Source organism: Novosphingobium resinovorum (assembly GCF_036352595.1).
GTDB classification, from domain to species: Bacteria; Pseudomonadota; Alphaproteobacteria; order Sphingomonadales; family Sphingomonadaceae; genus Novosphingobium; species Novosphingobium resinovorum_B.
In genome coordinates this window covers 12,132-37,644 of sequence record NZ_JAZFAX010000034.1, presented here as the reverse complement: position 1 = coordinate 37,644, position 25,513 = coordinate 12,132, and the positions used below count along the sequence as shown (strand labels likewise).

The window sequence follows — 25,513 nt, the reverse complement described above, 5'->3', positions numbered from 1 at the left end:
CCGTGAAAGCACTTGCAACCGGCCTTCTGGCTTCCGTTACGGCCGTGATCGCGCTGGCCGCCGTGCCGGCCGAGGCCCGCCCGCAGTGGACTCCCGCCGAGGCCAAGGCCTGGTACGCCAAGCAGCCCTGGCTGGTCGGCTCCAACTTCGCGCCCGCCAATGCCATCAACCAGCTCGAGATGTGGCAGGAAGCCACCTGGGACCCGAAGCGCATCGACTACGAGCTGGGTCTGGCCGAGGGCATCGGCATGAACACCATGCGCGTGTTCCTCCACGACCAGCTCTGGCAGCAGGACCCCGAGGGCTTCAAGAAGCGCATCGACGAGTTCCTGACGATCGCGGCGAAGCACAAGATCAAGCCGCTGTTCGTACTGTTCGACAGCTGCTGGGACCCGGTCCCGGTGCTGGGCCCCCAGCACCCGCCGATCCCCGGCGTCCACAACTCGGGCTGGGTGCAGGGCCCGGGTCTGCCGGCGCTGCGCGACCCCTCGCAGGAAGGGCGCTTCAAGTCCTATGTCCAGGGCGTGATCGGCGCCTTCGCCAAGGACGAGCGCGTGCTCGGCTGGGACCTGTGGAACGAACCCGACAACCCCGCCCACCAGTACAAGGGCCAGGAAGGCAAGCAGCCGCTGGTGCTCGCCCTGCTCACCAAGGTCTATGGCTGGGCGCGCGAGGCCGAGCCGACGCAGCCGCTGACCTCGGGCGTGTGGCAGCATGACGACTGGAAGACGCAAAGCGCGCTCACCCCGATGGAGAAGCTGCAGCTCACCCAGTCGGACGTGATCTCGTTCCACGACTACAGCTGGCCCGAGACCTTCCAGTCGCGCGTCGACCAGCTCAAGGGCTATGGCCGTCCGATCCTTTGCACCGAGTACATGGCGCGCGGCAACGGCTCGACCTTCGACGGCTCGCTGCCGATCGGCAAGCGCGAGAACGTGGCGATGATGAACTGGGGCTTCGTCGACGGCAGGACGCAGACCCGCCTGCCGTGGGACTCGTGGAAGAAGCCCTACACGCAGGACGAGCCGACGATCTGGTTCCACGAGGTGTTCCACACCGACGGCACGCCTTATCGCCAGTCCGAGGTCGACCTGATCCGCAGCCTCGCCAAGGCGCCCAAGGGCGTCGTCCCGGCGGCGAAGAAGTAAGGCTGGACAACAGCCCGGGTGCTCCACAAGAGGGCGGCATGATGCGCAACCTGACGTACCTTGCCGCCCTCTGCAGCTTTACGGGTTAATCATATTGTCATGCCCGTGCCGACCTGAAATAGCTCACGAGGGCTCTGCCCAAACCCTTCGCTGGTGGTGCTGAAGTACCAGGTCCTCAAGACTCTCCGGTCGCGCTCCGCCGCTTTTCTAGAGCTGCGGCGCGGGGACGGGTTCGCCCGCGCGCGAGGGCACCGGGAAGACCGGCATGCCGTCCCTGGTCCACTCCATCCGCTGCACCCGCGGCGAGCGCGCCGCCGTGCATTGCTGGTCGGCGCCTGTGTTGGCGTGGTAGACGATCCAGGTCTGCTTACCGCCATCGGTGGTGAAGAAGCCGTTGTGGCCTGTTGCGTAGACGTCGTTCTGCGGTGCCTTGGCAAGGACGGGTTTCGGCGACTTGGTCCAGCTTTCGGCTTTCAGCGGATCGCTCCCCGGCTTCGCATGGAGCAGCCCGAGCGCATAGTCGTCCGACCAGCAGGCGCTCGCCGAATAGGTCAGGAACAGGTCGCCATTGGGACCGGGCAGGAACTCGGGCCCTTCGAGGATCTGGCGGCCGCCCTGCCGTTCGAAGGCGAGGTCGGGCCGCGCGATCACGGTTTCGCCGGGGCCCAGCGTCCAGGGGCTGGTCATCGGCGCGATGGCGAGGACACTGTCGGGACCGTCGTAGGCGGAATAGACGAAGTAGCGCTTGCCGCCGTGCTCGAACACGGTGCCGTCGATCCCGGTCATGCGGGTGACGATGCGGCCACGGTCGATCCACTCGCCGGCGAGCGGATCGGCGCTGCCGTTCTCGAGTACGAAGATGCCGCGATGGGCATCGTCGTTGTGACCTGCGGCAGCGGCGGTGTAGTAGACGTACCACTTGCCGTCGATGCGATGCAGTTCGGGCGCCCAGATCGCGATCGCGTTCGGGCCGCTGGCGGGCGGGGTCCAGATGACGTGTTCGGGCGCATCGGCCAGCTTCGCGAGATCGTCGGTCTGGCGAATGGCGAGACGGTCGCCCTTGGTGCCCATGAAGTAGAAGGTCGAGCCATGGTGGACGATCCACGGATCGGGACCGCTCGCCAGAAGCGGGTTGGTGAGCGTGGCGCTCGCCGTCGTCGCTGCGTCGGCGCCGGTGTCCATACTGGCGGTCGCGCAGCCGCCCAGCGCCAGGGCGGCAAGCGTCAGGGGCAGGAGCGAACGCATCAGGCCGCGCCCTCCATCTCTGCCCAGGCGGCCGCGAAGGCGCGGGCATTGGCGGCAATTTCCCCGGTCGTGGCGCCTGCCTTGTAGAGCGCCGAGCCGAGGCCGAAGCCGTCCGCACCCGCCGCGCGCCAGAGCCCCATGTTGCCGGGCGCGATGCCGCCCACCGCGAACAGCGGCACGTCCTTGGGCAACACGGCGCGCTGCGCCTTGACCACCGACGGGCTCGCCGCTTCGGCCGGGAACAGCTTGAGCCCGCTGGCCCCCGCCCCGAGCGCGGCGAAGGCCTCGCTCGGGGTGAAGTAGCCGGGCAGCGAGACCATGCCGCGCTTCGCACTCTCGGCGATGACTGCGATGTCGGTGTTGGGCGAGACGATCATCGCGCCGCCCGCGTCCTGCACCTGCCCTACTTGCCCCACCGTGAGCACGGTACCCGCGCCGACGATGGCGCGCGTCCCCACGCGCTTGGCGAGGCGCTCGATGCTGACCAGCGGATCGGGCGAGTTCAGCGGCACTTCGATCAGCGTGAAGCCCGCCTCGACGAGCACGTCACCGGCGGCCTCGACCTCGTCGGGACGGATGCCGCGCAGGATGGCGACCAGCGGGAGAGCGGCCAGGGCAGTCTTGAAGTCGATCATGGCATGAGGTTCCTGATGCGGGTGATGCCGGCAACGAACGAGGCGTGGCTGTCGACGACGACGGCCTCCCCCCCGGCAATGGTGATGGCGGCGGTGTAGAGCCGGGCGAGCAGGCCGTCGGCAAGCAGGTAGACCCTTGTGCGCGGCCTAGTGATCCGGGCGCGGCAATCGCTGCCGATGAGAAGGCCGCTGACGTAGCCCGCGGCCTCGCCCGGCGCGCGCTTGCCGAGCACCGAGGCGGCGCGCACGCCGAACAGCGCGGAAAGCAGGTCGGCCGAGGCCTCGACGCCCTCACGGAAGGAGTCGTCGGCGTCCATTTCGCCCGCCATCTCGCTGCCGATCAGCGCATGGGCTTTGAGCAGCGCGAACATCTCGCCGGTCATGGCGGTAGCGAAGTCGGCGATGGCGCCGTCTTTCATCATCGCCCACTTGTTGTGGGTGCCCGGCTGGCAGAGCAGCGCGTCGGCAGGGACAAGTCCCGCAGCGACCGCGCCGAGCAGCTGCACTTCTTCTCCGCGCATGACGTCGGCGCGGTTCGGCGTGTCGACGCAAACGCCCGGCACGATCGCGACGCCCTCCTCGGGCCACGCCATGGCGGCGGCGAGCGCCTCGATGGTGGCGGGGCAGGCGACGTAGCCCGCATCGTGCCAGCCCCGGTTCGAGCCGACCATGCCCGCCAGCACCACCGGCAGCCCGCCGAACCGCGCGCGAAGTTCTGTCACCTGCGCGGGAAATCCGCCCGGCGGGACCGAGAGGATGCCCATGTCGTCACGCTCGGTCTGGACGACTTCGCCGCCCTCGATCCGGTAAGCGCGGCGGTTGGTGGTCCCCCAGTCGACCGCGATGAAGGGCGCGCTCACCAGAACACCGCGTAGAGAACGCATAGCACCAGAACCACGGCAATCGCTCCTGCATTGAACCCGGTGGACGTCGCATAGGCGACATCGCCGGTCGAGATGGTGTCCTTGTCGCGCCGCGCCGGGGTCAACAGGGAGACAACGACCGCCAGCGCCAGCGCCGCCAGGAAGACCAGTCCCATGCGGTCCATGAACGGCACCGCGGGCATCCAGACCTTGAAGGCCCAGGACAGCAGCACCGATGCCACCGCCGCGCTGATCGCGCCCGGCTCGTTGGCACGGCGCCAGAACAGGCCGAGCAGGAAGATCACGGTGATCCCCGGCGTGAAGAACCCGGTGAACTCCTGGATGAACTGGAAAGCCTGCTCGCTCGACCCGACCAGCGGGCGCGCGGTGAGGATGGCGATGACGATCGCCATCACCGCGACGATGCGGCCGACGCGCACCAGCCTGCGGTCGGCGGCGACAGTATCGGTCTCTGCGTCGGCGCGCTGGCCCTTGAGCTTGGCCCAGACGTCGAGCGTGAAGATCGTCGCGATCGAGTTGATCTTGGACGCGGTGGAGGCGATGATCGCTGCCACGAGCGCCGCGAAGACGAGGCCGAGCAGGCCCGGCGGCAGCAGGCGCATCATCGTCGGATAGGCCTCGTCCGGCTTGGCGAGATCGGGGGCGAGGATGACGGCAGCGATGCCGGGCAGCACGATGATGATCGGCATGATCAGCTTGATGAAGGCCGCGAACAGCATGCCGCGCTGCGCCTCGTCGATCGACTTGGCGGCGAGCGCGCGCTGGATGATGTACTGGTTGAAGCCCCAGTAGCTGAGGTTCGCGATCCACATGCCGCCGATCAGCACCGAGAGGCCCGGCAAGTCCATGTAGTGCGGATCGCCCTTGTCGAGGATCATGTGGAAGTGGTCGGGCGCGACTTCGACGAGGCGCGAGAAGCCCGCCATGACCCCGCCTTCGCCGCCGATCTGGCCGAGTGTCAGGAAGGCGATGATGAGGCCGCCCATCACCAGCAGCGTGACCTGCACGATGTCGGTCAGTGCCACCGCCTTCAGACCGCCGCGCAGCTGGTAGAGCAGCGCGAAGACGCCGAGCACCACCAGCGCCACGTCCTGGTTCACGCCCGCCACCTGCGTCACCGCGATCGAGCCGAGCCAGATGATGCTGGTAAGGTTCACGAAGACGTAGAGGACCAGCCAGAACACCGCCATCAGGGTGCGGATGCCGCTGCCGTAGCGCCGCTCGAGGAACTGCGGCATCGTGTAGATCTCGTTGCGCAGGAAGATCGGCAGGAAGAACTTGCCCACGATCAGCAGCGTCGCCGCCGCCATCCACTCGTAGGACGCGATGGCAAGGCCGATCGCGTAGCCAGAGCCGGACATGCCGACGATCTGCTCGGCCGAGATGTTGGCGGCAATCAGCGAAGCGCCGATGGCCCACCAAGGCAGGTTCTTCGAGGCTAGGAAGTAGTCCGCCGAACCCTTGGGCGCGGCGCCCGGCTTGTCCCGGCTGACCCACTGGGCGAGCCCGAATATGCCGATCGCGTAGATCACCACTACCGCGATGTCGATCGTTGCCAGTCCCATCTCGTCTCCCTGCACTATCCTGTGCCGTAACCCAAGGTCTGCCCGGAAGCCGCCCCGAGGCGCGGGCCTCAGGCACAGGCGTCCTCGAATCAGCCAACCGGGCCATCGCGCTCTTCCATAACGCCTAAAACCGTATTTATAAGATGAATATTGACAATGGCGCCGTCCCGCGATCTTTTGCGGCTCTGAAAAAACGAGAAGACATCGGGATTCGGAGCCTTGCAGAGCAAATCCCATACCCTTACCGCGCCCAAGCATCGCTCGGCGACGGCGAGCGCGACACCCCTCGGCGCGTCATCACACTAGTTCGCCGCGCAGCGGCGCCATTATCATATTAGTTGACTTATCATATTAAAGGACCTTGCCTCTGCTGATAGGTCGACTAGTATGCATAGGGCAACTGGATCGCACCGCACGCGCGGACGACAGTTTGTAAAAGGATGGCTCAGTGACAGTCTCCCATCTCATCGTCGATGAGCCAGCGGCACAACTCGGCCGCAACCTCACCTACGGCCTGCTCGACAGCATCGGACGCGCCATCGTCACCGGACAGTTCGAGGACCGGGTGTTCCCGACGGAAGCCGAACTGGCCAAGCAGCATGGCGTCAGTCGCTCCGTAACCCGCGAGGCGGTCAAGATGCTGACCGCCAAGGGCCTGCTCAGCGCCCGGCCGCGCCAGGGCACCACGGTGCAGCCGACCTCTTCGTGGAACCTGTTCGATACCGACGTCCTGCGCTGGATGCTGGAGCGCCAGCTCTCGGTTGACCTGCTGCGCCAGTTCAACGAACTGCGCGTGGCGGTCGAACCCGAAGGGGCGGCGCTCGCCGCGCAGGTCGCCGGCGAGGAAGACATCGCGCGGATCGATGCGGGGCTCGTGCGGATGCGCGCTGCCGAGAACGGTCTCGACGACCCGCTCGAAGCCGACATCGCGTTCCACGTCGCGATCCTGCGCGCGTCGAAGAACCCGTTCTACATCCAGCTGCGCGACGTCGTCAGCACCGCGTTGCGCACCTCGATCCGCTTCACCAACCGCATCAAGGGCCGCACCGCCGACGTCAACGAGCATGCCAAGGTGCTCGACGCGATCGTCGCGCGCGATCCCGATGCGGCGCGGATCGCGATGCGCACGATCATCGGCGACGTGCTGGGCCTGATCGAGGAACGCCAGCCCTCGGGCGAGTAGGATTTTCGCTTTATCGACGGCACTTACCCGCCCTGGCGGGTTGATCGCCACGCGCGCCGTCGATAATCAACGATAAATATTACAAAAGGAACAGACGTGGAGCCTGTCAGATTGGGTCTCGTCGGGATCGGCAAGATCGCGCGCGACCAGCACCTTCCCGCGATCGCCGGCAACGAGCGCTTCGTGCTCGCCGCCACCGCCAGCCGCCATGGCCGGGTCGATGGCGTCACCGGCTATCACGACATCGCCGAGATGGCGGCGGCCTGCCCGCTCGACGCGGTTTCCCTCTGCACCCCGCCCGACGGCCGCTACCAGCAGGCGCTCACCGCGATCGAGGCCGGTCTGCACGTCATGCTCGAGAAGCCGCCTGCCGTGACGCTCTCGCATGTCGAGGCGCTGGTGGAGGCCGCCCGCGCCGCCAATGTGAGCCTCTTCGCGACGTGGCATTCGCGCGAAGCGGCAGGCGTCGGCCCGGCCCGCGCATGGCTTGCCGACAAGAAGATCGAGGCGGTGCGGATCGACTGGAAGGAAGACATCCGCCGCTGGCATCCGGGGCAGGAATGGATCCTGGGTCCGGGCGGCTTCGGCGTGTTCGACCCCGGCATCAACGCGCTCTCGATCGCCACCCGCATCCTGCCGCACGAACTCTTCGTCGAAAGCGCGACCATGGACTTGCCCGAAGGCCGCGCCTCGCCGATCGCCGCCAGCCTCGCCATGCGCAGTGGCGACGCCGAGGTGCGTGCCGAGTTCGACTTCCTCCAGACCGGCCCGCAGACTTGGTCGATCGAGGTCGACACCGATCACGGCACCCTGCACCTGACGCAGGGCGGCAGCGTAATCCAGCGCCCCGGCGAAGCCGAACGCACCGAGCCCGACCTCGAATATGCGCGGCTCTACGAGCGCTTCGCGCATCTCGTCGCCGAGCGGGCGATCGACGTCGACTTACGCCCGCTGCGCCTCGTCGCCGACGCGTTCCTCATCGCCGACCGGCGGGTGGTCGAACCCTTCGCGTTCTGATTGATCCAGCACATTATCTTATAAAGAATGACGCTGAAAGCCGGGTCGGCCTCTGGTTGGCGGCTCCTGCCCGCAGGGGAACCGGGTGAGTTGCTGATCCGGTCCTCATGGAGACATGAGAATCACACCAGAGTTATCATAGGCCTTTAGCGGGCGCTCCTTCGCCTGGCTCGAGCTTTCCAATTGTGTTCGGCGCACTGAAAGCACCCTCGATAGGGAGAAAGTCAGACCTCACGAGCCGATGACAACATGACGACATGACCCCCGACCGGATCAGAGCCACCTAACCATCAGCCAAGCGTGGACACGGCACTGTCAGAAGTACACGCAATAAGCGCGCGCCGCCCGAAAACCTCCAGGCCTGTTGTTGCAGTCGAAAGACGATATCTGTCACGGCGGAGCGAGAACAGCCCTAGTCAGGCAACTTCGACGACCAGGACATAAGGTCTACAAGCAGGCGTTCGCAAACGCCTCTGTTGCTCATTGCGAGATTGTTGCTTTCGGCGGGGTCCGATTCCATGTCATATAGCTGAACGTCGCTGCCGTCTGGCTGGGCCAGGAGTTTCCACCTGCCATCCCGCACTGCCAACATTGGTGCTGCGTCTCGTTTGAGAAATGGGCCTCTGGGTTTGTTAGAGGAATTCGGCAGTCCGAACGACCAGAAGAGCGGTGGGCGCTTCTTTATCTCGGTCCCCTGCAGAGTAGCCGACAGATCGATTCCGGGCAGGTCAGCCGGGCGCGCTACGCCAGCGACGCTCGCAACAGTTGGGAGCAGATCGACTCCCTCGGCCACGGTGCGCTCGTCGCGATAACCCGGCTTGACGTGTCCAGACCAGGACATGATGAGCGGCTGCCGGATTCCCCCCTCGTATAGACTACCCTTGCGGCCACGCAGGTTCAGGACGCTGCCCGGAGCGCTCGCGTCGTTCTGGTAGTAGCGCTGACGCGCCGAGGGCCCATTGTCCGATGTGACGATAATCAGCGTGTTTTCTAGTTGCCCCCCGTCCTTGAGGCGCTCGAAAAGATTGCCTAAGGTTCGATCCATCGCTGCCAGGCTCGCGAGGTAGCGATCGTCGTCGCCATTTGCGCCCTTGCCCTTTACCTGTGCGAACTGCGCGTCGTCCGGCGCCCACGGGTCGTGCACGTCGTTGAGCCAGAGTTGCACGAACCAGGGTCTTCCCTTCTGGCGCGAGACGAAGTCCAGCGTCTTCGAAGCAAAAAGCTGCGTGAGATTTGACTTCCTTTCGTAAAATGTCGGACCCTGTCCGAGTTTGCCTGACATGTCCGCAAGGAACCGCTCCTCATCCGCGACTAGGACGCGGGGACCCAAACCTTCAAATGTTGTGAAACTTTCGTCGAAGCCATAAGCGGTCGGCCAAGGGGCGTCGGAGATGTCGCGTCCGCCGCCCATGTGCCACTTGCCGAAATGGCCTGTGGCATAGCCAGCACTGTGCAGCAGGTTGGCGAGGTTAGGGAGCTTTGGGTCGAGCCAATCCGCCTGGCCGAACGCAGCGTTTGCTGCACGATCATCGAGGAAGGTGACAAAATTGAGTTCAGCCGGGAAGCGTCCGGTGAACATGCCTGCACGCGACGGTGAACAGATCGGCGCGGGGTCATAGAACTGTGTTAGGAGAACGCCATCACGCGCCAATCTATCGAGATTAGGCGTCTCGATTTTCCGATTGCCCATGATCGAAAGGTCGGCGAAGCCCATATCGTCAATAAGGATGAACAGGATGTTCGGCCTGCCCGCAGCCGCTGGCGCGGAAGAGGGCCCAGTGCTTGGGGCCTGAATAGAATTCGCCTCCGCCGTCAGCGCGCCCGAGGACATGATCGACAGCATCGAGCACGCCGCAGCCAAACCCAACTTTCGGCACGCACGCTTGGCGACAGTCAGTTTCCTCATGCTCATTTCTCCTCTGGTTCGTTTTCGCACAGGACCGTTTGCAACCCGGCACCGATCCGCGCGGTAAAGTTGCCTTAACCAACTGCGCGCAAACGCGCCGCTCAGATCGATTGCTATCTGTCGCCCTCCTCGAACAGCGGCTTTGCCATCCGAGCGAACTCCTCCACCGGCAACTTCGACACGGCCCGGTCGTAAGTGAGCAGGCCGTTGAGTTCACCCTCGACGTCGCTCGTCTCGGTGTACACCGAGGCGGCGAGGCCGAGGTCCTTGGCCTGCCGGACGATGGCGTCGAACTTGATGCGGTAGCGACGGCGGAAATCGTCCTTGTCGCTGGCGAACTGGTAGATGCGCGCGTCGCGGTCGGTGAACCACAGGTGCCCCGGGACGGGCAGGCCAACGCCGCCGTATTCGCCCGTCACGATCGGACGGTCGGCCTGCGGTTCGGGTGCCAGCGGCACCTCGTCGTAAGTGTGGATGTCGTAGACGTCCGAGGCACTGTCGGCGACGTCCATCCAGCCGCTGGCGGTGTTGACCAGGCGGCTGGGGTCCATGTGTCTGGCGATGCCACCTACGGTCTTCGCGTCATACTGGCCCCAGCCCTCGTTGTTGGTCACCCACATCACGATGGAAGGAAAGGCGCGCAGGGCACCGATCATACGCGCCAGCTCCGACTGGTACTCGGCCATCGCGGTCGAGGTGAAGGTCGCCTGGCGGTCGCTGGTGCGGCGCACCGCCTGGTCACCGAACGCGCCCGAGGGCATGTCCTGCCAAATCAGGATGCCCAGACGGTCGGCATCGTGGTAATACTGCGCCGGCTCGATCTTGATGTGCTTGCGCAGCATGTTGAAGCCGGCCTTCTTGAGGAAGACGATATCGCTGCGCGCGGCCTCCTCGGACGGCGGGGTGAGCAGGCTTTCCGGCCACCAGCCCTGGTCGAGCGTCCCGTTGTGGAAGAGCGGCTTGTTGTTGAGCAGCAGCGCCAGCTTGCCGGTGCTGGGATCGACCCCGGTCGAGATTTTGCGCATGCCGAAGTAGCTCTTGACGGTGTCGGCCGGCGCACCGACCACGGGCGCGGCGGCATAGGCCTGCACTTCGCGATCGGTCAGCGGGGTCAGGCCTCGCCGGTCGTCGCCAGCGCCCTGCGGCGGGGTGACTTTGACCAGCTCGGCGGTGAGGTCGTAGAGATAGGGATCGTCAGGCGACCAGAGGCGCGCCTTCGGGATCTTCAGCGTGGCCTGCCGGTTGCCGCGCACGATCGTGCTGGCGACCACCCTGCCCTTGTCGAGCGCGGTGATGCGGACCGCATCGGCCGTCGTCGCGGCGCTGCTGAGCGCCACGTCGACGGCGAGTTCACCCTTGTCGATGTCGGGCACCGCGCGCAGGTCGCTGATGTGGAGGTCGGGCACCGGCTCGAGCCACACCGTCTGCCAGATGCCGCTGACGGCGGTGTACCAGATGCCCCGCGGTTCGAGCGTCTGCTTGCCGCGCGGCTGATCGCCGTCAGAAGTCGGGTCGGTAACCTGCACGACCAGTTCGTTGTCGCCGGGACGCAGGTAGGCTGTGACGTCGAAGCTGAACGGGTCCGACCCACCCTTGTGACTGCCCACGACGGCACCGTTGACGAGGACCGTCGCTTCATAGTCTACCGCGCCGAAGTGCAGCAGCGTACGCTTGCCCGACCACTGCGCCGGCAGCGTGAAGCTGCGCCTGTACCAAAGACGATCGTCGGGCATGAGCTTGCGCGCCACCCCCGACAGGCGGGATTCGACCGCGAAAGGCACGAGGATCTTGCCATCCATGGCCGTGGGCTGCGGCGCACTGGCGGGCCGGATCGCGTAATCCCAGTTGCCGTTGAGGTTCATCCACGCGTCCCGCGCCATCTGCGGGCGGGGATAGCTGCGCCAGGCATTCTCTGGCGTCACCTCGCGGCCCCATTTGGTCATGATCGGTCCAACGTAGCTCGCCCCGCCGCTGGTCGTGCCCGGCGTGGTATGGCCTGCGGTGTCGGTGGCGGGGTTGGCGGGCTGGCGGGGTGGCGGCGAAGCCTCCTGTCCATGGGCGACACTGTGACTGGTGCCCGCCAGAAGCGCTGCGCCCAGCAGCCATGTCGAAACGCGAAGCATCGAAAGCTCTCCGTTATGAACTCAAGGGATCGTGAAAGGGGAATTTGCCATGGTCAGCGTGGGATGCGGCGCTCGATCAGGACGATGGCTCCGCCCGAAAGGCCGAGCATCGTCGCCAGGAAGAACATGGGAGCAAGGTCGCTGCCGGTCGCATCATGGATCTTGGGGACGACCGACTGCGCGACGAAGCCGCCGAGGTTGCCGACGGAATTGATCGCCGCGAAGCCCGCCGCGGCCGCACCGCCGGTCAGGAAGCGGCCGGGCAGCACCCAGAAGAACGGCTGCCCGGCAAAGATCGCGGCCGCCGCGATACACAGTGCGGCGAACTGCAGCGCGGGCGAGGGAAGCGCAGCCGCAAGGATCAAGGTAACCACTCCCACCAAAGCCGGGCCGACGATGAAGCGCTTGAAACCATCGCTGCTGGCGGCGCGGCGGGGAAGCCACCAAAGCGCCGCCGCGACGCCGAGCCACGGGATGACGTTGAGCAGTCCGTTGGTGGCATTCCCGACGCCAAAGCCGCGAACGATCGTCGGCAGCCAGTAGCTCAGTCCATAAGCCGAAAGCGGGAGGCCGAGGTAGGCGAGGCACAGCAGGATCACGCGGCCATCGCCGAGCGCACGCAAGGGATTGGCGTGCTCCCTCGTGGTGCCCTCCTCCGCGAGAGTGGCGGCGAGCCACTCCTTCTGCGGATCGGTCAACCAAGGTGCCTCGGCAGGGCTGCGCGGCAGACGGGTGAGGACGACAGGAACGAGCAGCAATGCCGGAACCGCTGTCGCGACGAAGACCCATTGCCATCCCCGCAGGCCCGCGACCCCGTCGAGTTCGAGCAGCAGGCCGCCTATCGCAGCGCCCACGGCATTGGCCAGCGCGCTCGCAATCATGAACTGGCCGATCGCCTGGGCACGCTCCTTTTGCGGAAACCACAAGGTGAGCAGGTAAAGCACGCCCGGGAAGAACCCCGCTTCCGCGACGCCGAGCAGAAAGCGCAGGATGTAAAAGCTGGTCGGCGTCCAGGCAAAGCCCAGCGCCAGCGTGACGAGGCCCCAGGCGCCGATGATCCGCGCGAACCACAGGCGCGGCCCCACGCGCTCAAGCACGAGGTTGCTGGGAATTTCGAACAAGCAGTAGCCCAGGAAAAACAGCGCCGAGCCAAGCCCGTAGGCAGCCTCGCTCAGCCCGAGGTCGCCCACCATCTGCAACTTGGCGAAGGCAACGTTCTGGCGGTCGATATAGGCGACCAGATAGAGCAGGCACAGCAGCGGCATGAGCCGCCAGGTAATGCGCCGCACCGTCGCTTCGCCGATATCGACCATTCTCTCGTACCCTCTCGCCCGTCAGAACTTCACGCGGGCGCCAAGGCTGTAGACCGTCTCGTCGCCGTTGAGCTGGAATACCACGCGCTCATCACCCCAGTAACTGGACGTCTTGCTGCGCAGGATGTTGGTGCCACCCACGTCGAAGCGCAGCGCCTCGGTCACGTCGTAGCCGATGCTGAAGTCAAGGCGACCGGCGGGGCGGACATAAGTCAGGAACACGGGCACGTAGGGCTCGTTCTCCCGGGCCGGGTCGTAGGGGCGCAGTGCCACGCCGCCGGAGTTATCCGCGTTGATGTACTTCGAGCGGTGGGTCCAGATGAGGCGGGCGCTGAGCCCCGCCTTGTCGTAGAGCAGACCCGCCGTGTAATTGTACTTGGACACGCCCACGAGTGCGTAGCCCGCAAGGTTGTCGTCACCCTTGATCTTCGAGTCCGCGAGAGTGAACGCCCCCTGGACACCGAAGCCCGAGAGGGCGCCGGGCAGGAAGTCGAAGAAGTACTGCGCGCTCACCTCGATGCCTTTGAGGTCCACCGACCCGACGTTGCGCGGCGTGGAGATCAGGTAATTCAGGCCGTCGATCGCCTCCTGCGTATTGGAAGTGACGACGCGGTCCTTGATCGAGCGATAGTAGCCCGCAACCGATATGTAGCCGCTGTTGAAATAGTACTCCGCCGTGATGTCGAAACTGTCGGACTTCTGCGGCCGAAGATCGGGGTTACCACGCGTGCCGTTGTTGAGCAGGAACACGTTGCCGACCAGGGTCAGAGATTCGGTCGGGTTGAGCGAGGCGAAGTCAGGCCGCCGGATCGAGCGCGAATAGGTCAGGCGCGTCTGGAACGAGCCGGGGAACTGCAGGCGCGCGGTGGCAGCAGGCAGGAAGTCGGTGTCGGTGGTGCTGGCGGTCACCGGGGTAAAGGTCGCACCGTTCCTCTCGAAGCCCGAAATCGTGCGCTCCGTCCGCACAAGGCGCGTCCCCACCACGCCGTCCAGCGTCAGCGAGCCGAGCGGGATTTCATACGATCCCTCGACATAGCCTGCGTACGTCGCCTCCTCGGCGTTGAACTCCTTGGTCGGGTCGAAATCAGGCTGGCTCAGAGGCAGCCCGAACAGTGCCCGCAATTCGTTGCGCCCGCGCTCCGAGCGCAAGTAAGCGGGATTGACGCCCAGGAACGGCACGCCTCCGTTGAGGCGCGGGGCGACGCCGATCACGCTCAGGAAGTCGGGCGAGAGCGGCAGGCTGGAGATCAGCCGCGCGTTCGCCTCGGCCGGCGTGCCAATATTGCCGAAGCCGATCGACTGCACCGTGTTCGTCTGCCGCACTTCCTGGAACCGCGCCTCGCGCTTGGCGTAGCGCAGCCCGGCCTTCACCTTGGGCAGGATGTCGCCGATCTCATACTCGCCGTCGAGCCGCGCCTGGAACAGTTCGCCCTCGCCCAGCGTGTAGTTCTGGTTGATCGAGTTGCGCAGTGACAGGTTGGCCGAACTCAGCGGGATCGAGGGATCCAGCGTGAACGACGGGCCGTTGTTGTCGTTGAACTCGACGAATACCGTCGGGACGCGCTGGCCCACCTCAGCGTTGAAGTTCTCGAGGAACGAGCGCGAGGTCTGGTAGGCGACATCGAGCACAAACTTGGTGCGTCCCTGCTCGAAGTTCAGGCCGCCCGCGATCATCTTGTTGCGCTGCGTAATGTCTTCTGACGAGCTGTTCTGGTTGATCACCACGTTATTGAACCGCGCGCTCTTCAGCTCGCACACCCGCTGGACCGTGAAGGGCTGGATGCCCACGGTGCCGTCGGCATTGTTGACGAGCGTCGGGTTGGTGCCCGCGGCATTCACGCGCGCATCGAAGCAATAGTCACTGGCCGTGATCTCGGAGATGCTCGAACCGTTGGTGAACGGCTGCGGATTGAAACCGACAAAGCCGGTCGTGCTGCGGAATTTGGTGTAGAGGCCGTCGGCGTAGACCTGCAGCGAAGGCGTCGCCTGCCACTGGATCGCGGCATTGGCCTGTACGCGAGTGATGTCGCCCACGTCGGGCATGTTGCGCAGCACTTGCGGGATCAGCAGGCCCGGAACGTTCAGCGGGGTGGTGCCCGAATAGCGACGTTCGCCGAGATTGCTGACGCTGCGAATGTTCTCCGCCTGCGAATAGGTCACGTTGACCAGGGCGCCGATCTCGCCGATCGAGGTATCGGTCTTGCCCGCCGCGAGAACACCGAACTGCGGGTTTCCGGCATTGGCGATGGTCGCGTAGTTCTGGCGCGCAGTGACGACTAGCGTGGGCTCGCGGAAGCTGAACGGCCGGTTGAGGCGCAGGTCGATCGCGCCGGCGACGCCGCCTTCGATCTGGTCAACGGTCTGCGACTTGAAGGCGTCGATCCTCGCGAGCGCCTCGGCGGGAACGTCCTGCAAGTCGAAGCCGCGCCCGGTCGTGGTGATCACCTCGCGCCCGTTGACGGTCGTCAGGATGTCGGTGAGGCCGCGGATGCGGACGGTGGAGAGTTCGTTGTTGCGGTCGTTCTGGACCTGGATGCCCGGGACGCGCTGCAGGGCGGCGGCGACGGTGGGGTCAGGCAGCTTGCCAATGTCGGTCGCGACGATCGAATCGACGACCTGGACGGCATCGCGCTTCACTTCCGCCGCGCGCTCGAGCGACTGGCGCACGCCCGTGACGATGATGTCTTCCCCGGCACCCTCGCCCTCGATCTCCGTATTGGGCGGCGGCAAAACATCCGCCTCCTGAGCCATGGCCGGCATCGAGGCGAGCACGGCTATGGCCGACACCGCACCTTGCAGAACGATCCGCATACACTACTCCCCTGTTGTTAAGCGCTTTCACGCCAGTCGCCCTTCGAAGAGGCGATTTTCGAAACATCTTTTTGTTAAAACGGGTATTTCGCGACGGTGCGGCGCAGCGCCGAATTATTGCCCCGCCGCAGAACGGTTCATTCGCCCTCGCCTTCCATGGGGCCACGCCCGAGGCGGGGCTCGACCGGCACGGTTCCACTATCGCCCTGCGACTTGCGCCAAGCCGCGAGACGGCTGCGCAGGTCGGCCAGTTCCTTGCTGTAGCGCCGATCACCGGCAAGGTTCACCTTCTCGTCCGGGTCCGCCTGAAGGTCGTAGAGTTCCTCGGCGGGGCGGCGATAATAGCTGTCGACGATGGCCTTGGCGGCGGAATCCCTCTCGGCAGCCTCGCGCCATGAAGGGAAATAGGCGCCTGAATCGGTGCGCTGCACCTTCAGGTCGATATGCGTCGTGTAGGTCCAGTCGGGATGAAGGTTCTCGATGTACTTCCATCGGTCGGTGCGGATGCTACGCATCGGGTAGACATTGACCTTCACGTCGTTGTTATGGGTCGTGAAAATCTCCTTGCGACCCGCAGGCCCGTGTCCGACGCCAAGCAGGCCGGCGAAGGACATGCCGTCGATGCCCTGGGGCGCCTTGCCCCCCGCCAACTGGACAAGGGTCGGCAGGATATCGACCCAGCTGACCATTGCATCGGTTCGCGTCGCGGGCTTCACATGCCCACCCCAGCGTACGACCATCGGGACGCGCGTCCCGGTGTCGTAGAGGTTCCACTTGCCGAACGGCCACTGCGTCCCGTGATCGGCCGAATAGAGGACGAAGGTGTCCTTGCCGAGCACTGCGTCGACCGCATCCATCGTCGCCGCCAAGTCCTGATCCATGCGCGTGACGGCGGCATAGAAGCGCGCCCGGGCGTCGCGGGTGATGGGCGTGTCGACCGACTTGGGGGGCAACTTCATGCCCGCGGGGTCGTAGCCTTCGGTGGTACGCGGCCAAGGCACGTGCGGCCAGTTGGTGCCCACGAACAGCGCCAGCGGACGCTTGTCCTTGCGCGCCTTCAGCCATTCCGCCGCAGCGGGAATGCCCTTGTGATCATGGAAGGTGTCGTTGGCGTAATAGTCGAAGCCGTAGGTTCCGGTGTGCTGGTAGTGCGCGACTTTGCCGAAGGCGACGACCTCGTAGCCCTGCTCCTGCAGGTAGGAGGGCAGCTTGCGGATCGCGGCATTGGCGCGGTCGTGGTTGGCTTCGGCACCGTTGCGGGCCGGCATCAACCCGGTCAGCAGGGCCGCGCGGCTCGGCGCGCAGGCGGGCGAGGCGACGAAGGCGCGGTCGAACGACACGCCTTCCGAGGCCAGGCGCTGGAGCGCGGGCGTGCGCGCGTTGGCATCGCCGCCCAACGGCACATCGGCATAGCTGAGGTCGTCGGCGAGGAAAATAACCAGGTTCGGCTTGCCTGCCGGCTCGGTGGCGCCCTCCTGCGCCCGTGCAGGGCCTGCGAGGGAGAGCGCCAGCGCAAGCAGGGGCGATGTGCGTAAAAGGTGGTGCCGGTTGAATCTGGGCATCTGATCTTTCCGTATTGAAGGTTCTGGCGGCGCCGATCGACACCGCCAAACCGAACTTACTTCCTGAGTGCGTCCACCCGCTGGATTTCGTTGGCGCCGCCCCAGTTCATGCGCGACCTGCCAGTAAGGTTGCGATCGTACTTGTCGTCCCACGGGTCGACGTCGCTGGCGGCGGCCCACTCGTCCCACTGGCGCGCCATGGTGCGGACCCGTTCGGGCTGGCTGGCGGCGAGGTCGTGCATTTCGGTCCGATCGGTCGCCATGTCGAAGAGCTGCCACGGCTGGCGGAACCGCGCCACCAGCTTCCAGCGATCGTCGCGAACGGCGCGGTTGCCCTCGTGCTCCCAGAACAGCGGCTGGCCGCGCTTCAGCGTCTGGCCTGAGAAGGCGGGAACCATCGAGCGTCCCTGCATCGGCACGATGTCATGGCCGCCGACGGTCTTGGGATAAGTTGCCCCGCTAACGTCGACGATGGTCGGCATGACGTCGACGAGATGCCCCGGCGCGCGCACCAGCGTTCCGCGCAGCGCAGGGTCGATGCCGCGCGGCCAGTGGGCGATCAGCGGCGTCGCGATGCCGCCTTCCTCGGTGAAATGCTTGAAGTACTGGAACGGGGTGTTCTGCAGCGTCGCCCAGTTCATGCCGCCCCAGACCACGGATTCGACGCTCCCCGGGGCGCCCTTGCCCTCGAGCCGGCCATCCGGTCCGCTCTCCGCATTGCCCCCGTTATCGCACATGAACAGGATCAGCGTGTTGTCGAGGTCGCCCGACTTCCTGAGATTGCCGACCAGCGTGCCGATCGAGCGATCGACGCGGGTGATCACCGCCGCGTAGACGGCCATCAGGGTGTCGAAGCGATCCTTGTCGGCCGGGGAGAGCTTGTCCCAGTCATAGGTATTCGGCAGCGGCGGCGGCAGCTGCGTATCTGGGGCGATGATGCCGAGTGCTTTCTGCCGCTCGAAACGCTCGCGGCGGATCGCGTCCCACCCGCGCATGTACTTGCCCTTGAACCGCGCGACGTCTTCCGGCGGCGCCATCAGCGGGAAGTGGGCGGCCGTGAAGGGCATGTAGAGGAAGAAGGGCTTCTTCTCGTCATGCGCCTGGCGAACGAACCGGGCCTGCCAGTCGACGAACATGTCCGAGGCGTACCAGTATCCCTTGCCCACGCGCGGCGAACTGGTGGGCACCTTCTCGCCGTCGATGTAGACATTGCGCGTGGCCGCCGGCAGTTTCTGGTCGGGATAGTAGAGAGAGCCGAACGGCGAGGTCAGCGAGTGGTCGAAGCCGCGCTGCCAGGGCCCTACCCCGTGCCCGATGCCGACGTGCCACTTGCCCGCCATCGCCGTGTAGTAGCCCGCCGACTTCGTCACTTCCGCCAGCGTGACGACGCGGTCGAGAAGTTTGCTGCGCAGCCCCTTCGAGCCGGGCACGTCCACCCCTTCGAGGTGCCCGAGGCCCGCCTGGTGCGGATAAGTCCCGGTCAGGAGCGACGCGCGCGAGGGGCTGCACCGGGCCGCATTGTAGAACTGGGTGAAGGCCAGCCCATCCCTGGCCAGTGCGTCGATGTTGGGCGTCGGCACTTCGCTGCCGAAGCTCGAAATGTCGGAGAAGCCCACGTCGTCGACCAGGATCACCACGATGTTGGGCCGGGTCGGGGTCGGCTTTACCGGGACCGGCTCGGCCGCCTGCACGGGCAACGTGCCCACAAGAAGCGCCGCCGCCGCTGCGCAGCCGCGCGACAGGAGACGGGTGATGCATGCCTTCTTCATGCGCCTTACTCCACCTTGTATTCCCGGACGGGCGGTCCTTCTCTCCCGGGACCGCCCGCCGATGGTATTGCCGATTGCCCGCTCCTGCTCAGAAGCGGAAGCGCACGCCCAGACGGTAGACCCGTTCGAGGAAGCGGGTCTGCCACGGATAGGTCTGGCCCTGCGCGTTGAACTGGCGATGGTTGGTCGCCGCCGCGCCGAGTAGGTTCGAGGCGGTGAACGAAAGCGTGATGCTCTCGGTCGGATTGACGGTGCCCGAGAAGTCCACGATCCCGCGACCGTCCTCGACCACGGGCAGCGTCGGCCCCAGCACGCCAGCGCCCAGCGCGGGGTCGTTCACCCGGCCATAGCTGACGACGTAGCTGGAGCGGTAGTTGTACGAGAGGCGGACGGAGAACTCGGGCTTCTCGTAGAACGCCGCAAGGTTGGCGAGATGGCTGGATACGCCCGCGATCTTCTGCATGCCGGGCAGCGTCGCGGCGAGGTCGTCGGGCAGTTCCGAGGCGTGGTCGATATACGTGTAGTTCGCCAGGAAGCCGAAGTCCTGCGTCCAGTCGGGCAGGAACGGGAAGCGCAGGAAGGTCCGGAAGCCCGCTTCGATACCGCGGATCCGACCCTTGCCGCCGTTGAACGGCTGGGTGATGCGCAGGCGACCGAACTCGGCGTCGTCGACATCGACGGTGAAGTTCGAGATGAACCCTTCGACGTCGCGCTGGAACGCGCCCACCGTCAGCGAGCCGCTACGGTTGAAGTACCATTCCAGAGAAGCGTCATAGTTCTTGGAATCGATCGGCTTCAGGTCAGGGTTGCCGCCGCTCGCCGTGCGCACGCAGTCCGGCGAGGTCGGATCGGTGTTGCAGACCGTCGAGGGTGCACCGACAGTCAGCGAGGGGTTGAGCTGGCCGAACGCCGGTCGGCTGCGCGTGTGGGTATAGGCGAGACGAAGCTGCAACTGCGGCAGGATGCGCAGGCGCGCGCTGACATTGGGCAGGAAGTCCTCGTAGGAATTCTCGCGGGTCACGGCCGTCACGGTGGTCACGCCGTTCGCCGTCGCACGCGTGAAGCCGTGGATCGTATCCTCCGTCCGCACTGCGCGCAGACCGACGAGCCCGTCGACCGGCATACCGGCGACGTCGAACTCGTAGCGCGCCTGCACGTAGCCGGCATAGGCCTTCTCGTTACCGTGATAGACCGGATCGCCGAACTCCGGCCGCCCGGGAGCCCAGCCCACAAGCCCTCGCAAGGTGTCCATGTTCTCGAGGATGCTGCCGCGCGTCGGGGTCAGGAAGGTGCGGATGCTGTCCGCATCGTCGCCGCGAAAACCGGGCGAGACGCGCGCATATTCGAGCGGCAGCTGGGTGTAGAACAGCCCCGCCGGCGCGGTGGCGCTACGCGTGTAGTTGTACGATTCCGCGTCACGCGTGTTGAAGCGCAGGCCTGCCTGGATGTTCGAAATGCCGAGCGCGTTGAGCTTGTAGTCCAGGTCGAGGCGCGCCTGCACGTCGCGACCGTGGTTGCGCACGCCATTCTCGTTCAGCCCGGACATGCGGTAGTTCGCCGGGTCGAACAGGTCGAAGCCCGACACCGTGACAGTGCCGCCCCCGTCACCCGCGTCGGTGTCGAAGTCGAAGTGGCGGGTAGGCTGCGTGCGCAGCGCATAGTTCATGCCGAAGCTGTACTGGGTGTAGGTCGAATCGGTCAGCGCGATGTCGCCAGAAACACGCAAGCGATCGCTCTTCCAGATGAAGCCGCCGCCGCCCTGGTAGGTGTCGGTCTTCGCGTCGATCACGTTCTGCGCGCCCGTCGGGATGCCCCCTGCCGTCGCGGTCATGCTCTTGACGAGGTTGGTTCCGGGGAAGAACTCGATGTCGGACAGAACCGCCGCGTCGCCCGAGTTGATCTGGAGGTTGCGTCCCGACCCCTTGCCGCGGAACCCCTGAAACAGGAAGTCGGCGTAGAACTCGAGCCGGTCGCTCGGTCGCCACTGGAGCGCCGAGGCCACCGAGGGGCGGAAGCGGTTGGCGGTCGGGTAGTCGATGTTGACGAACGAAGGATAGCGGATGACGCCCACGCCCGCCACATTGCGGTTTAGGATGGTCTGGCTGACGTTGCGCGCGGAATCGAGGAAGTTGACGTCCGCGTAGGACCCTTCGATCAGGAAGCCGATGTCGCCGATCCCGGTGTTCCAGCGCTTGGAGACGAGCAGGTTGGCATCGAGCCCGATCTTCTGCGACTGGTACCAGTGCAGACCGCTGATGCCGCCGGCGATGCGATCGCCCTTGAAGTCGAGCGGCTTGCGCGAACGCACGTCGATCAAGCCCGCTATGCCGGGCTCGATCAGGTTGGCGCTGGCCGACTTGTAGACGTCGATGCGCGCAATGGAGCTGGACGGGAAGTCCTGCAGCGCCACCGAACGCCCTTCGGCGGTGAAGATCTCGCGTCCGTTGTAGGTTGTCGTCAGGTCGGGCAGGCCGCGCACGCGCACGCCCGATGCGCCGCCCTGCGCCCAGTCCACCTGCACGCCGGTGACGCGAGCCAGCGATTCCGCGGCGGTCACGTCCGGCAGCTTGCCGATGTCCTCGGCAACGACGGAATCGACGATCTGGTCGGAGTCCTCCTTGATCGCCTGCGCCGTCTCGAGACTGGCCCGGAAGGTGGAGACGACGATCTCGCCGTCGACGGGCTCGGCATCGGCACTGGCGATGCTCTGCGGTGCGGCGGCTTCCTGCCCGAAGGCCGCACCGGATGCGCTCGCCAGTGCCAGCGCGGGCGTGGCGACAGTCAGGAACAGACGAACGTTACGAATAGACACTGAAATCCTCCCCTGAGAATCTTCTGAAAGTCGAAATTGGCGCGGCTACAGCGCCCCACGGCCCCGGCGCGCATCGTTCACGGAACGAAGGGCGATCCCGGCAACCCATGGCGGTGCGGCGCGTACCAGTTGTGCTGAGCGGGCCACTTCGTCTGGTATTTGCGGAACTGCCGGCCGGTCGGCAGGCTGTCCTCGTTGCGGATGGTCCACATGAGCAGTTCGGCCATCAGCGTCGCCTGCTCCTTCGCCGCTTCGGGTCGGTTGAAAAGGTTGTCCAGTTCGTCGGGATCGCGCTCGAGATCATACAACTGGCCGTAGCCCATCATGTCGTAGATCAGCTTCCAGTGACCCATGCGGACCATCTTCTGGTTGCCGCTCTGCGTCACCATGTTGAGTTCGTCGAACCCGTTGTCCTTCTCGCCCGCGATCGAGGGCGGGATCTTGTCGTCCTTCTCGTAGAACAGACCACCCAGCCCTGCCTCCGCGTAGATGCTGCGGAACTCGACCTCGGGGTAAGCCTCGCCCCGAAGCAACGGAAGCAGGCTCCGGCCCTGGACCCCGTGCGGGATCGGCGCGCCCATGGCTTCGCACAGCGTCGGCATCACGTCGGCCATCGAGACGAAGCAGCTTTCGCCCACCGAGCCGCGCTCCCTGATGCCGGGGCCGTGCCAGACCATCGGAATGTGCACGAGCGTTTCCGGTAGCCCCACGCCCTTGCGCCCGAGGCCGTACTTCATGAGGTAGTCGCCGTGGTCCGCGACGCGCACGATGATCGTGTTCTCCAGCACGCCCTTGGCCGCAAGGTGATCGACGAGGCGCTTGACCTGATCGTCGATCAGCCGAAGCATCCCCAGGTAGTTCGAGACATAGCGTCGCCAGTGACCTTCGATGTCGCGGCCGCCGAACAGTTCCAGTTCGCGCAGCCATTGCGCTCGATCCCCCAGCTTCCCGAGCGCGCGCAAGTCGGCGCTGCGTTCGGGCAGGGCGTCCGGCGGGAACATGTCCCAATAGGGATGCGGCACCTGTTCGGGATTGTGCGGTTCGGGGATCGAGACCTGCAGGAAGAACGGCTGCGCGCCCGACTGGTCGACGAAGTCGATCGCGTCCGAGACGATGCGATAAGGGAACTGCGTCTCGACCGGGAACGGCGTCGGCTGGGTGGAAACGTTGAAGCTCAGCTCCTTGAGCCACGTCTCGTATGCGGCGTTCCGCGCCCCGTCGCCATTCGTCTTGTCGCCGACCTCGTGGCTGTAATCGCGCCAGAAATCGACCCTACCCGGCTTGAGGTAGGTATGGTTCTTGCCCGCCAGGCCAGTGCGGTATCCGGCGTCGCGGGCCACCTGGTAAACGTCCTTCTCGAAGAAGGCGGCGTCGGTCTGGAAGTTCATGCGGACCCGGTGTGCGCTGGGCCAGCGGCCCGTCAGCATCGAGGTACGGCTCGGCGTGCAGGCCGGCATCGTGCAATAGGCGCGCCGGAAATCGACACCCTCGGCGCCCAGCCGGTCCATCGTCGGCATCGTATCGAAGGGGAACCCGGTTCTTTTGGTCAGGCCAGCGGGCTGCTGGTCCGTCAGCAGCAGGATGACGTTGGGCTGCGGGCCGCCCGTGCTCGCAGTCGGCGGCCGTCCGGCAACTTGCGCCGCCGCGACCTGACCCAGCACCCAGGGTGCAGCGAGGGACGCGATAATGGCGCCCGCTGACACCTGCCGAAGAAACTCGCGGCGCTGGATCGAATTAGCCTCGTACGGCTTATCGGTCATGAACCTGCCTCCTCACTCTGACGTTTGCGCCTCAGCAGCCAACGTCCTCCCAATTCGTGCTCTGTGTAGCGCACGACCGCTTTGCTGCGGCTTTCACAAGTCGTCTGGCACGGCCTAAATTGTATTGTCAAACGCTTTTATCATATTTATGCGTGCACCGAGCACATACAATTCTGATCGTGAGATCGAGTGTGAGGAGAGGCATGAAGACAACGATCACACGTCGCGCACTGCTGCTCGCAGGCGCTGCCGCATGTGTCGCTGCGAGGGTGGGAGCCGCTGCCGGGAAAGCGAAGCCCAACATTTTGGTCATCTACGCCGACGACCTCGGTTACGGCGATCTCAGTTGCTATGGCGCGAAGACGATCCACACGCCCCATATCGACCGACTCGCCGCGCACGGCACCCGCTTCACGAACGCGCATTCGCCCTCGGCTACCTGCACGCCCTCGCGCTATGCGCTACTCACGGGCGACTATCCCTGGCGCACTTCAGGCACGCAGATCCTGCCCGGCGACGCCCCCGCGCTGATCAGGCCGGGTCGCTATACCCTGCCCTCGATGCTCAAGCAGGCGGGCTACTCGACCGGATTCGTGGGCAAGTGGCACCTGGGCCTCGGAGACGGCAAGGTCGACTGGAACGGAGAGATCGGCCCCGGCCCGCTCGACATCGGCTTCGACCACGGCTTCTTCATGCCCGCCACGCTCGACCGCGTGCCGACGGTATTGATCGACAACCGCCGAGTCGCCAATCTAAACCCCGCCGACCCGATCCGCGTCGACTACAAAAACAAGGTCGGCGACGAGCCGACCGGCGCCGAACATCCCGAGCAGCTGCGATACGGCGCCGACCCTGAGCATTCCAACACCATCGTCAACGGCATCAGCCGCATCGGCTACATGACCGGCGGCAAGGCCGCCCGCTGGGACGACGAGAACCTGAGCGACCTGCTGCTCGGCAAGGCGGTGGACTTCATCGCTTCGCGCAAGGATGCACCGTTCTTCCTCTATTACGCGGTCAACGAACCCCACGTCCCCCGCGCGCCGAACCCGCGTTTCGTCGGCAAGTCGGGCATGGGCCCGCGTGGTGACGCGATCCTGCAGCTGGACTGGACGGTCGGCGAACTGATGCGCAACCTCGAGGAGATGGGCATCGCGAGGGACACCCTCGTGATCTTCAGCAGCGACAACGGGCCGATCCTGTTCGACGGCTACGAGGATCGCGCTGTCGAGCTTGCCGGCGCCCATCGGCCGGCAGGCCCCTTCAGCAGCGGCAAGTACAGCATCCTCGAAGGCGGCACACGGGTACCGATGATCACGTCATGGCCCGGACATGTTCGCCCCGGCCACGTCTCGACGGCGCTCATCGATCACGTCGACATGCTGGCCACGCTCGCCGCGTTGGTCGGGCAGGCCCTGCCCCGTGACGCGGCGGTGGACAGCTTCGACATGCTCGCGCCGCTGATGGGGCGGACCGACCGGGGCCGCGAATACGTGGTCGAGGACACCAAGCTGATGGTCACGACGGGCGCGACCGTCGCCAGCAGCGGCTCGCGCATCCTCGCGATCCGGGAGGGTGACTGGAAGCTGATCCGCCACAGCGTCGAGCCGCAGGCGTTCCACGGCAACGCCATCGGCACCCGCCCGCAGGACCAGCTCTACAACCTCGCCAACGACCCCAGCGAGACGACGGACCTCGCGTCCACGCAGGCCGACCGTGCCCGCCGCCTCGCGGCAAGGCTCGACACGATCGAGCGCGACGGACGCAGCCGGCCCTGATC

Annotated in this window: 16 protein-coding genes; 4 read left to right on the top strand and 12 right to left on the bottom strand. The window is 65.6% G+C overall.

The window, feature by feature from the left end:
- The first annotated feature begins 2 nt into the window (after nucleotides 1-2).
- Nucleotides 3-1,148: a cellulase family glycosylhydrolase gene (locus V2S85_RS22485; protein ID WP_277668184.1), complete on the top strand. Its 1,146-nt coding sequence runs from the start codon at nucleotides 3-5 to the stop codon at nucleotides 1,146-1,148.
- Between the two features lie 207 nt (nucleotides 1,149-1,355).
- Here V2S85_RS22485 and V2S85_RS22480 read toward each other — a convergent pair whose 3' ends face one another.
- From V2S85_RS22480 to V2S85_RS22465, 4 genes are read right to left on the bottom strand one after another with little or no spacing between them, the layout of a single operon-like run.
- Nucleotides 1,356-2,393, bottom strand: coding sequence for a family 43 glycosylhydrolase (locus V2S85_RS22480; protein ID WP_419198228.1), 1,038 nt, complete (start codon nucleotides 2,391-2,393; stop codon nucleotides 1,356-1,358).
- A complete protein-coding gene (locus V2S85_RS22475; protein WP_277667888.1) occupies nucleotides 2,393-3,028 on the bottom strand; it encodes a 2-dehydro-3-deoxy-6-phosphogalactonate aldolase in 636 nt (211 codons plus the stop codon). The genes V2S85_RS22480 and V2S85_RS22475 overlap by 1 nt, the downstream gene beginning before the upstream one ends.
- A complete protein-coding gene (locus V2S85_RS22470; protein WP_277667889.1) occupies nucleotides 3,025-3,888 on the bottom strand; it encodes a 2-dehydro-3-deoxygalactonokinase in 864 nt (287 codons plus the stop codon). The genes V2S85_RS22475 and V2S85_RS22470 overlap by 4 nt, the downstream gene beginning before the upstream one ends.
- Entirely contained in the window at nucleotides 3,885-5,477 is a 1,593-nt protein-coding gene (locus V2S85_RS22465) for a sodium/sugar symporter (protein ID WP_330705039.1), read from the bottom strand. The genes V2S85_RS22470 and V2S85_RS22465 overlap by 4 nt, the downstream gene beginning before the upstream one ends.
- A 448-nt stretch (nucleotides 5,478-5,925) precedes the next feature.
- On the opposite strand from V2S85_RS22465, the gene V2S85_RS22460 reads away from it, so the two are divergent.
- Together V2S85_RS22460 and V2S85_RS22455 are read left to right on the top strand one after the other, a co-directional pair.
- Entirely contained in the window at nucleotides 5,926-6,660 is a 735-nt protein-coding gene (locus V2S85_RS22460; protein WP_277667891.1) for a FadR/GntR family transcriptional regulator, read from the top strand.
- Between the two features lie 96 nt (nucleotides 6,661-6,756).
- The gene (locus V2S85_RS22455; RefSeq protein WP_330705038.1) at nucleotides 6,757-7,677 is read left to right on the top strand and encodes a Gfo/Idh/MocA family oxidoreductase; all 921 of its coding nucleotides are present in this window, start codon (nucleotides 6,757-6,759) and stop codon (nucleotides 7,675-7,677) included.
- Between the two features lie 412 nt (nucleotides 7,678-8,089).
- Here V2S85_RS22455 and V2S85_RS22450 read toward each other — a convergent pair whose 3' ends face one another.
- From V2S85_RS22450 to V2S85_RS22415, 8 genes are all read right to left on the bottom strand, one after another.
- Entirely contained in the window at nucleotides 8,090-9,583 is a 1,494-nt protein-coding gene (locus V2S85_RS22450) for a sulfatase (protein WP_330705037.1), read from the bottom strand.
- Between the two features lie 113 nt (nucleotides 9,584-9,696).
- Nucleotides 9,697-11,706: a glycoside hydrolase family 2 protein gene (locus V2S85_RS22445; protein ID WP_330705036.1), complete on the bottom strand. Its 2,010-nt coding sequence runs from the start codon at nucleotides 11,704-11,706 to the stop codon at nucleotides 9,697-9,699.
- A gap of 53 nt (nucleotides 11,707-11,759) precedes the next feature.
- Entirely contained in the window at nucleotides 11,760-13,019 is a 1,260-nt protein-coding gene (locus tag V2S85_RS22440) for an MFS transporter (protein ID WP_330705035.1), read from the bottom strand.
- A gap of 21 nt (nucleotides 13,020-13,040) precedes the next feature.
- Nucleotides 13,041-15,830, bottom strand: coding sequence for a TonB-dependent receptor (locus tag V2S85_RS22435; protein WP_330705034.1), 2,790 nt, complete (start codon nucleotides 15,828-15,830; stop codon nucleotides 13,041-13,043).
- Nucleotides 15,831-15,967: 137 nt separating this feature from the next.
- Nucleotides 15,968-17,392, bottom strand: coding sequence for a sulfatase (locus tag V2S85_RS22430; RefSeq protein WP_277667897.1), 1,425 nt, complete (start codon nucleotides 17,390-17,392; stop codon nucleotides 15,968-15,970).
- 56 nt (nucleotides 17,393-17,448) lie between these two features.
- On the bottom strand, nucleotides 17,449-19,161 hold the full coding sequence (locus V2S85_RS22425; RefSeq protein ID WP_330705033.1) for an arylsulfatase: 1,713 nt from the start codon (nucleotides 19,159-19,161) through the stop codon (nucleotides 17,449-17,451).
- An 88-nt stretch (nucleotides 19,162-19,249) separates the two neighbouring features.
- Nucleotides 19,250-21,973, bottom strand: coding sequence for a TonB-dependent receptor (locus V2S85_RS22420; RefSeq protein WP_330705032.1), 2,724 nt, complete (start codon nucleotides 21,971-21,973; stop codon nucleotides 19,250-19,252).
- 77 nt (nucleotides 21,974-22,050) lie between these two features.
- The gene (locus V2S85_RS22415; RefSeq protein ID WP_330705031.1) at nucleotides 22,051-23,733 is read right to left on the bottom strand and encodes a sulfatase-like hydrolase/transferase; all 1,683 of its coding nucleotides are present in this window, start codon (nucleotides 23,731-23,733) and stop codon (nucleotides 22,051-22,053) included.
- Between the two features lie 203 nt (nucleotides 23,734-23,936).
- Between V2S85_RS22415 and V2S85_RS22410 the strand changes: the two genes are divergently transcribed.
- A complete protein-coding gene (locus V2S85_RS22410) occupies nucleotides 23,937-25,511 on the top strand; it encodes an arylsulfatase (protein ID WP_330705030.1) in 1,575 nt (524 codons plus the stop codon).
- Nucleotides 25,512-25,513: the final 2 nt, after the last annotated feature.

Bases quoted from the DNA above. Each gene is read 5' to 3' on its own strand.
- V2S85_RS22480 (WP_419198228.1), bottom strand. From the start codon at position 2,393: ATGCGTTCGCTCCTGCCCCTGACGCTTGCCGCCCTGGCGCTGGGCGGC.
- V2S85_RS22475 (WP_277667888.1), bottom strand. From the start codon at position 3,028: ATGATCGACTTCAAGACTGCCCTGGCCGCTCTCCCGCTGGTCGCCATC.
- V2S85_RS22465 (WP_330705039.1), bottom strand. From the start codon at position 5,477: ATGGGACTGGCAACGATCGACATCGCGGTAGTGGTGATCTACGCGATC.
- V2S85_RS22450 (WP_330705037.1), bottom strand. From the start codon at position 9,583: ATGAGGAAACTGACTGTCGCCAAGCGTGCGTGCCGAAAGTTGGGTTTG.
- V2S85_RS22445 (WP_330705036.1), bottom strand. From the start codon at position 11,706: ATGCTTCGCGTTTCGACATGGCTGCTGGGCGCAGCGCTTCTGGCGGGC.
- V2S85_RS22440 (WP_330705035.1), bottom strand. From the start codon at position 13,019: ATGGTCGATATCGGCGAAGCGACGGTGCGGCGCATTACCTGGCGGCTC.
- V2S85_RS22435 (WP_330705034.1), bottom strand. From the start codon at position 15,830: ATGCGGATCGTTCTGCAAGGTGCGGTGTCGGCCATAGCCGTGCTCGCC.
- V2S85_RS22430 (WP_277667897.1), bottom strand. From the start codon at position 17,392: ATGCCCAGATTCAACCGGCACCACCTTTTACGCACATCGCCCCTGCTT.
- V2S85_RS22425 (WP_330705033.1), bottom strand. From the start codon at position 19,161: ATGAAGAAGGCATGCATCACCCGTCTCCTGTCGCGCGGCTGCGCAGCG.
- V2S85_RS22415 (WP_330705031.1), bottom strand. From the start codon at position 23,733: ATGACCGATAAGCCGTACGAGGCTAATTCGATCCAGCGCCGCGAGTTT.
- V2S85_RS22410 (WP_330705030.1), top strand. From the start codon at position 23,937: ATGAAGACAACGATCACACGTCGCGCACTGCTGCTCGCAGGCGCTGCC.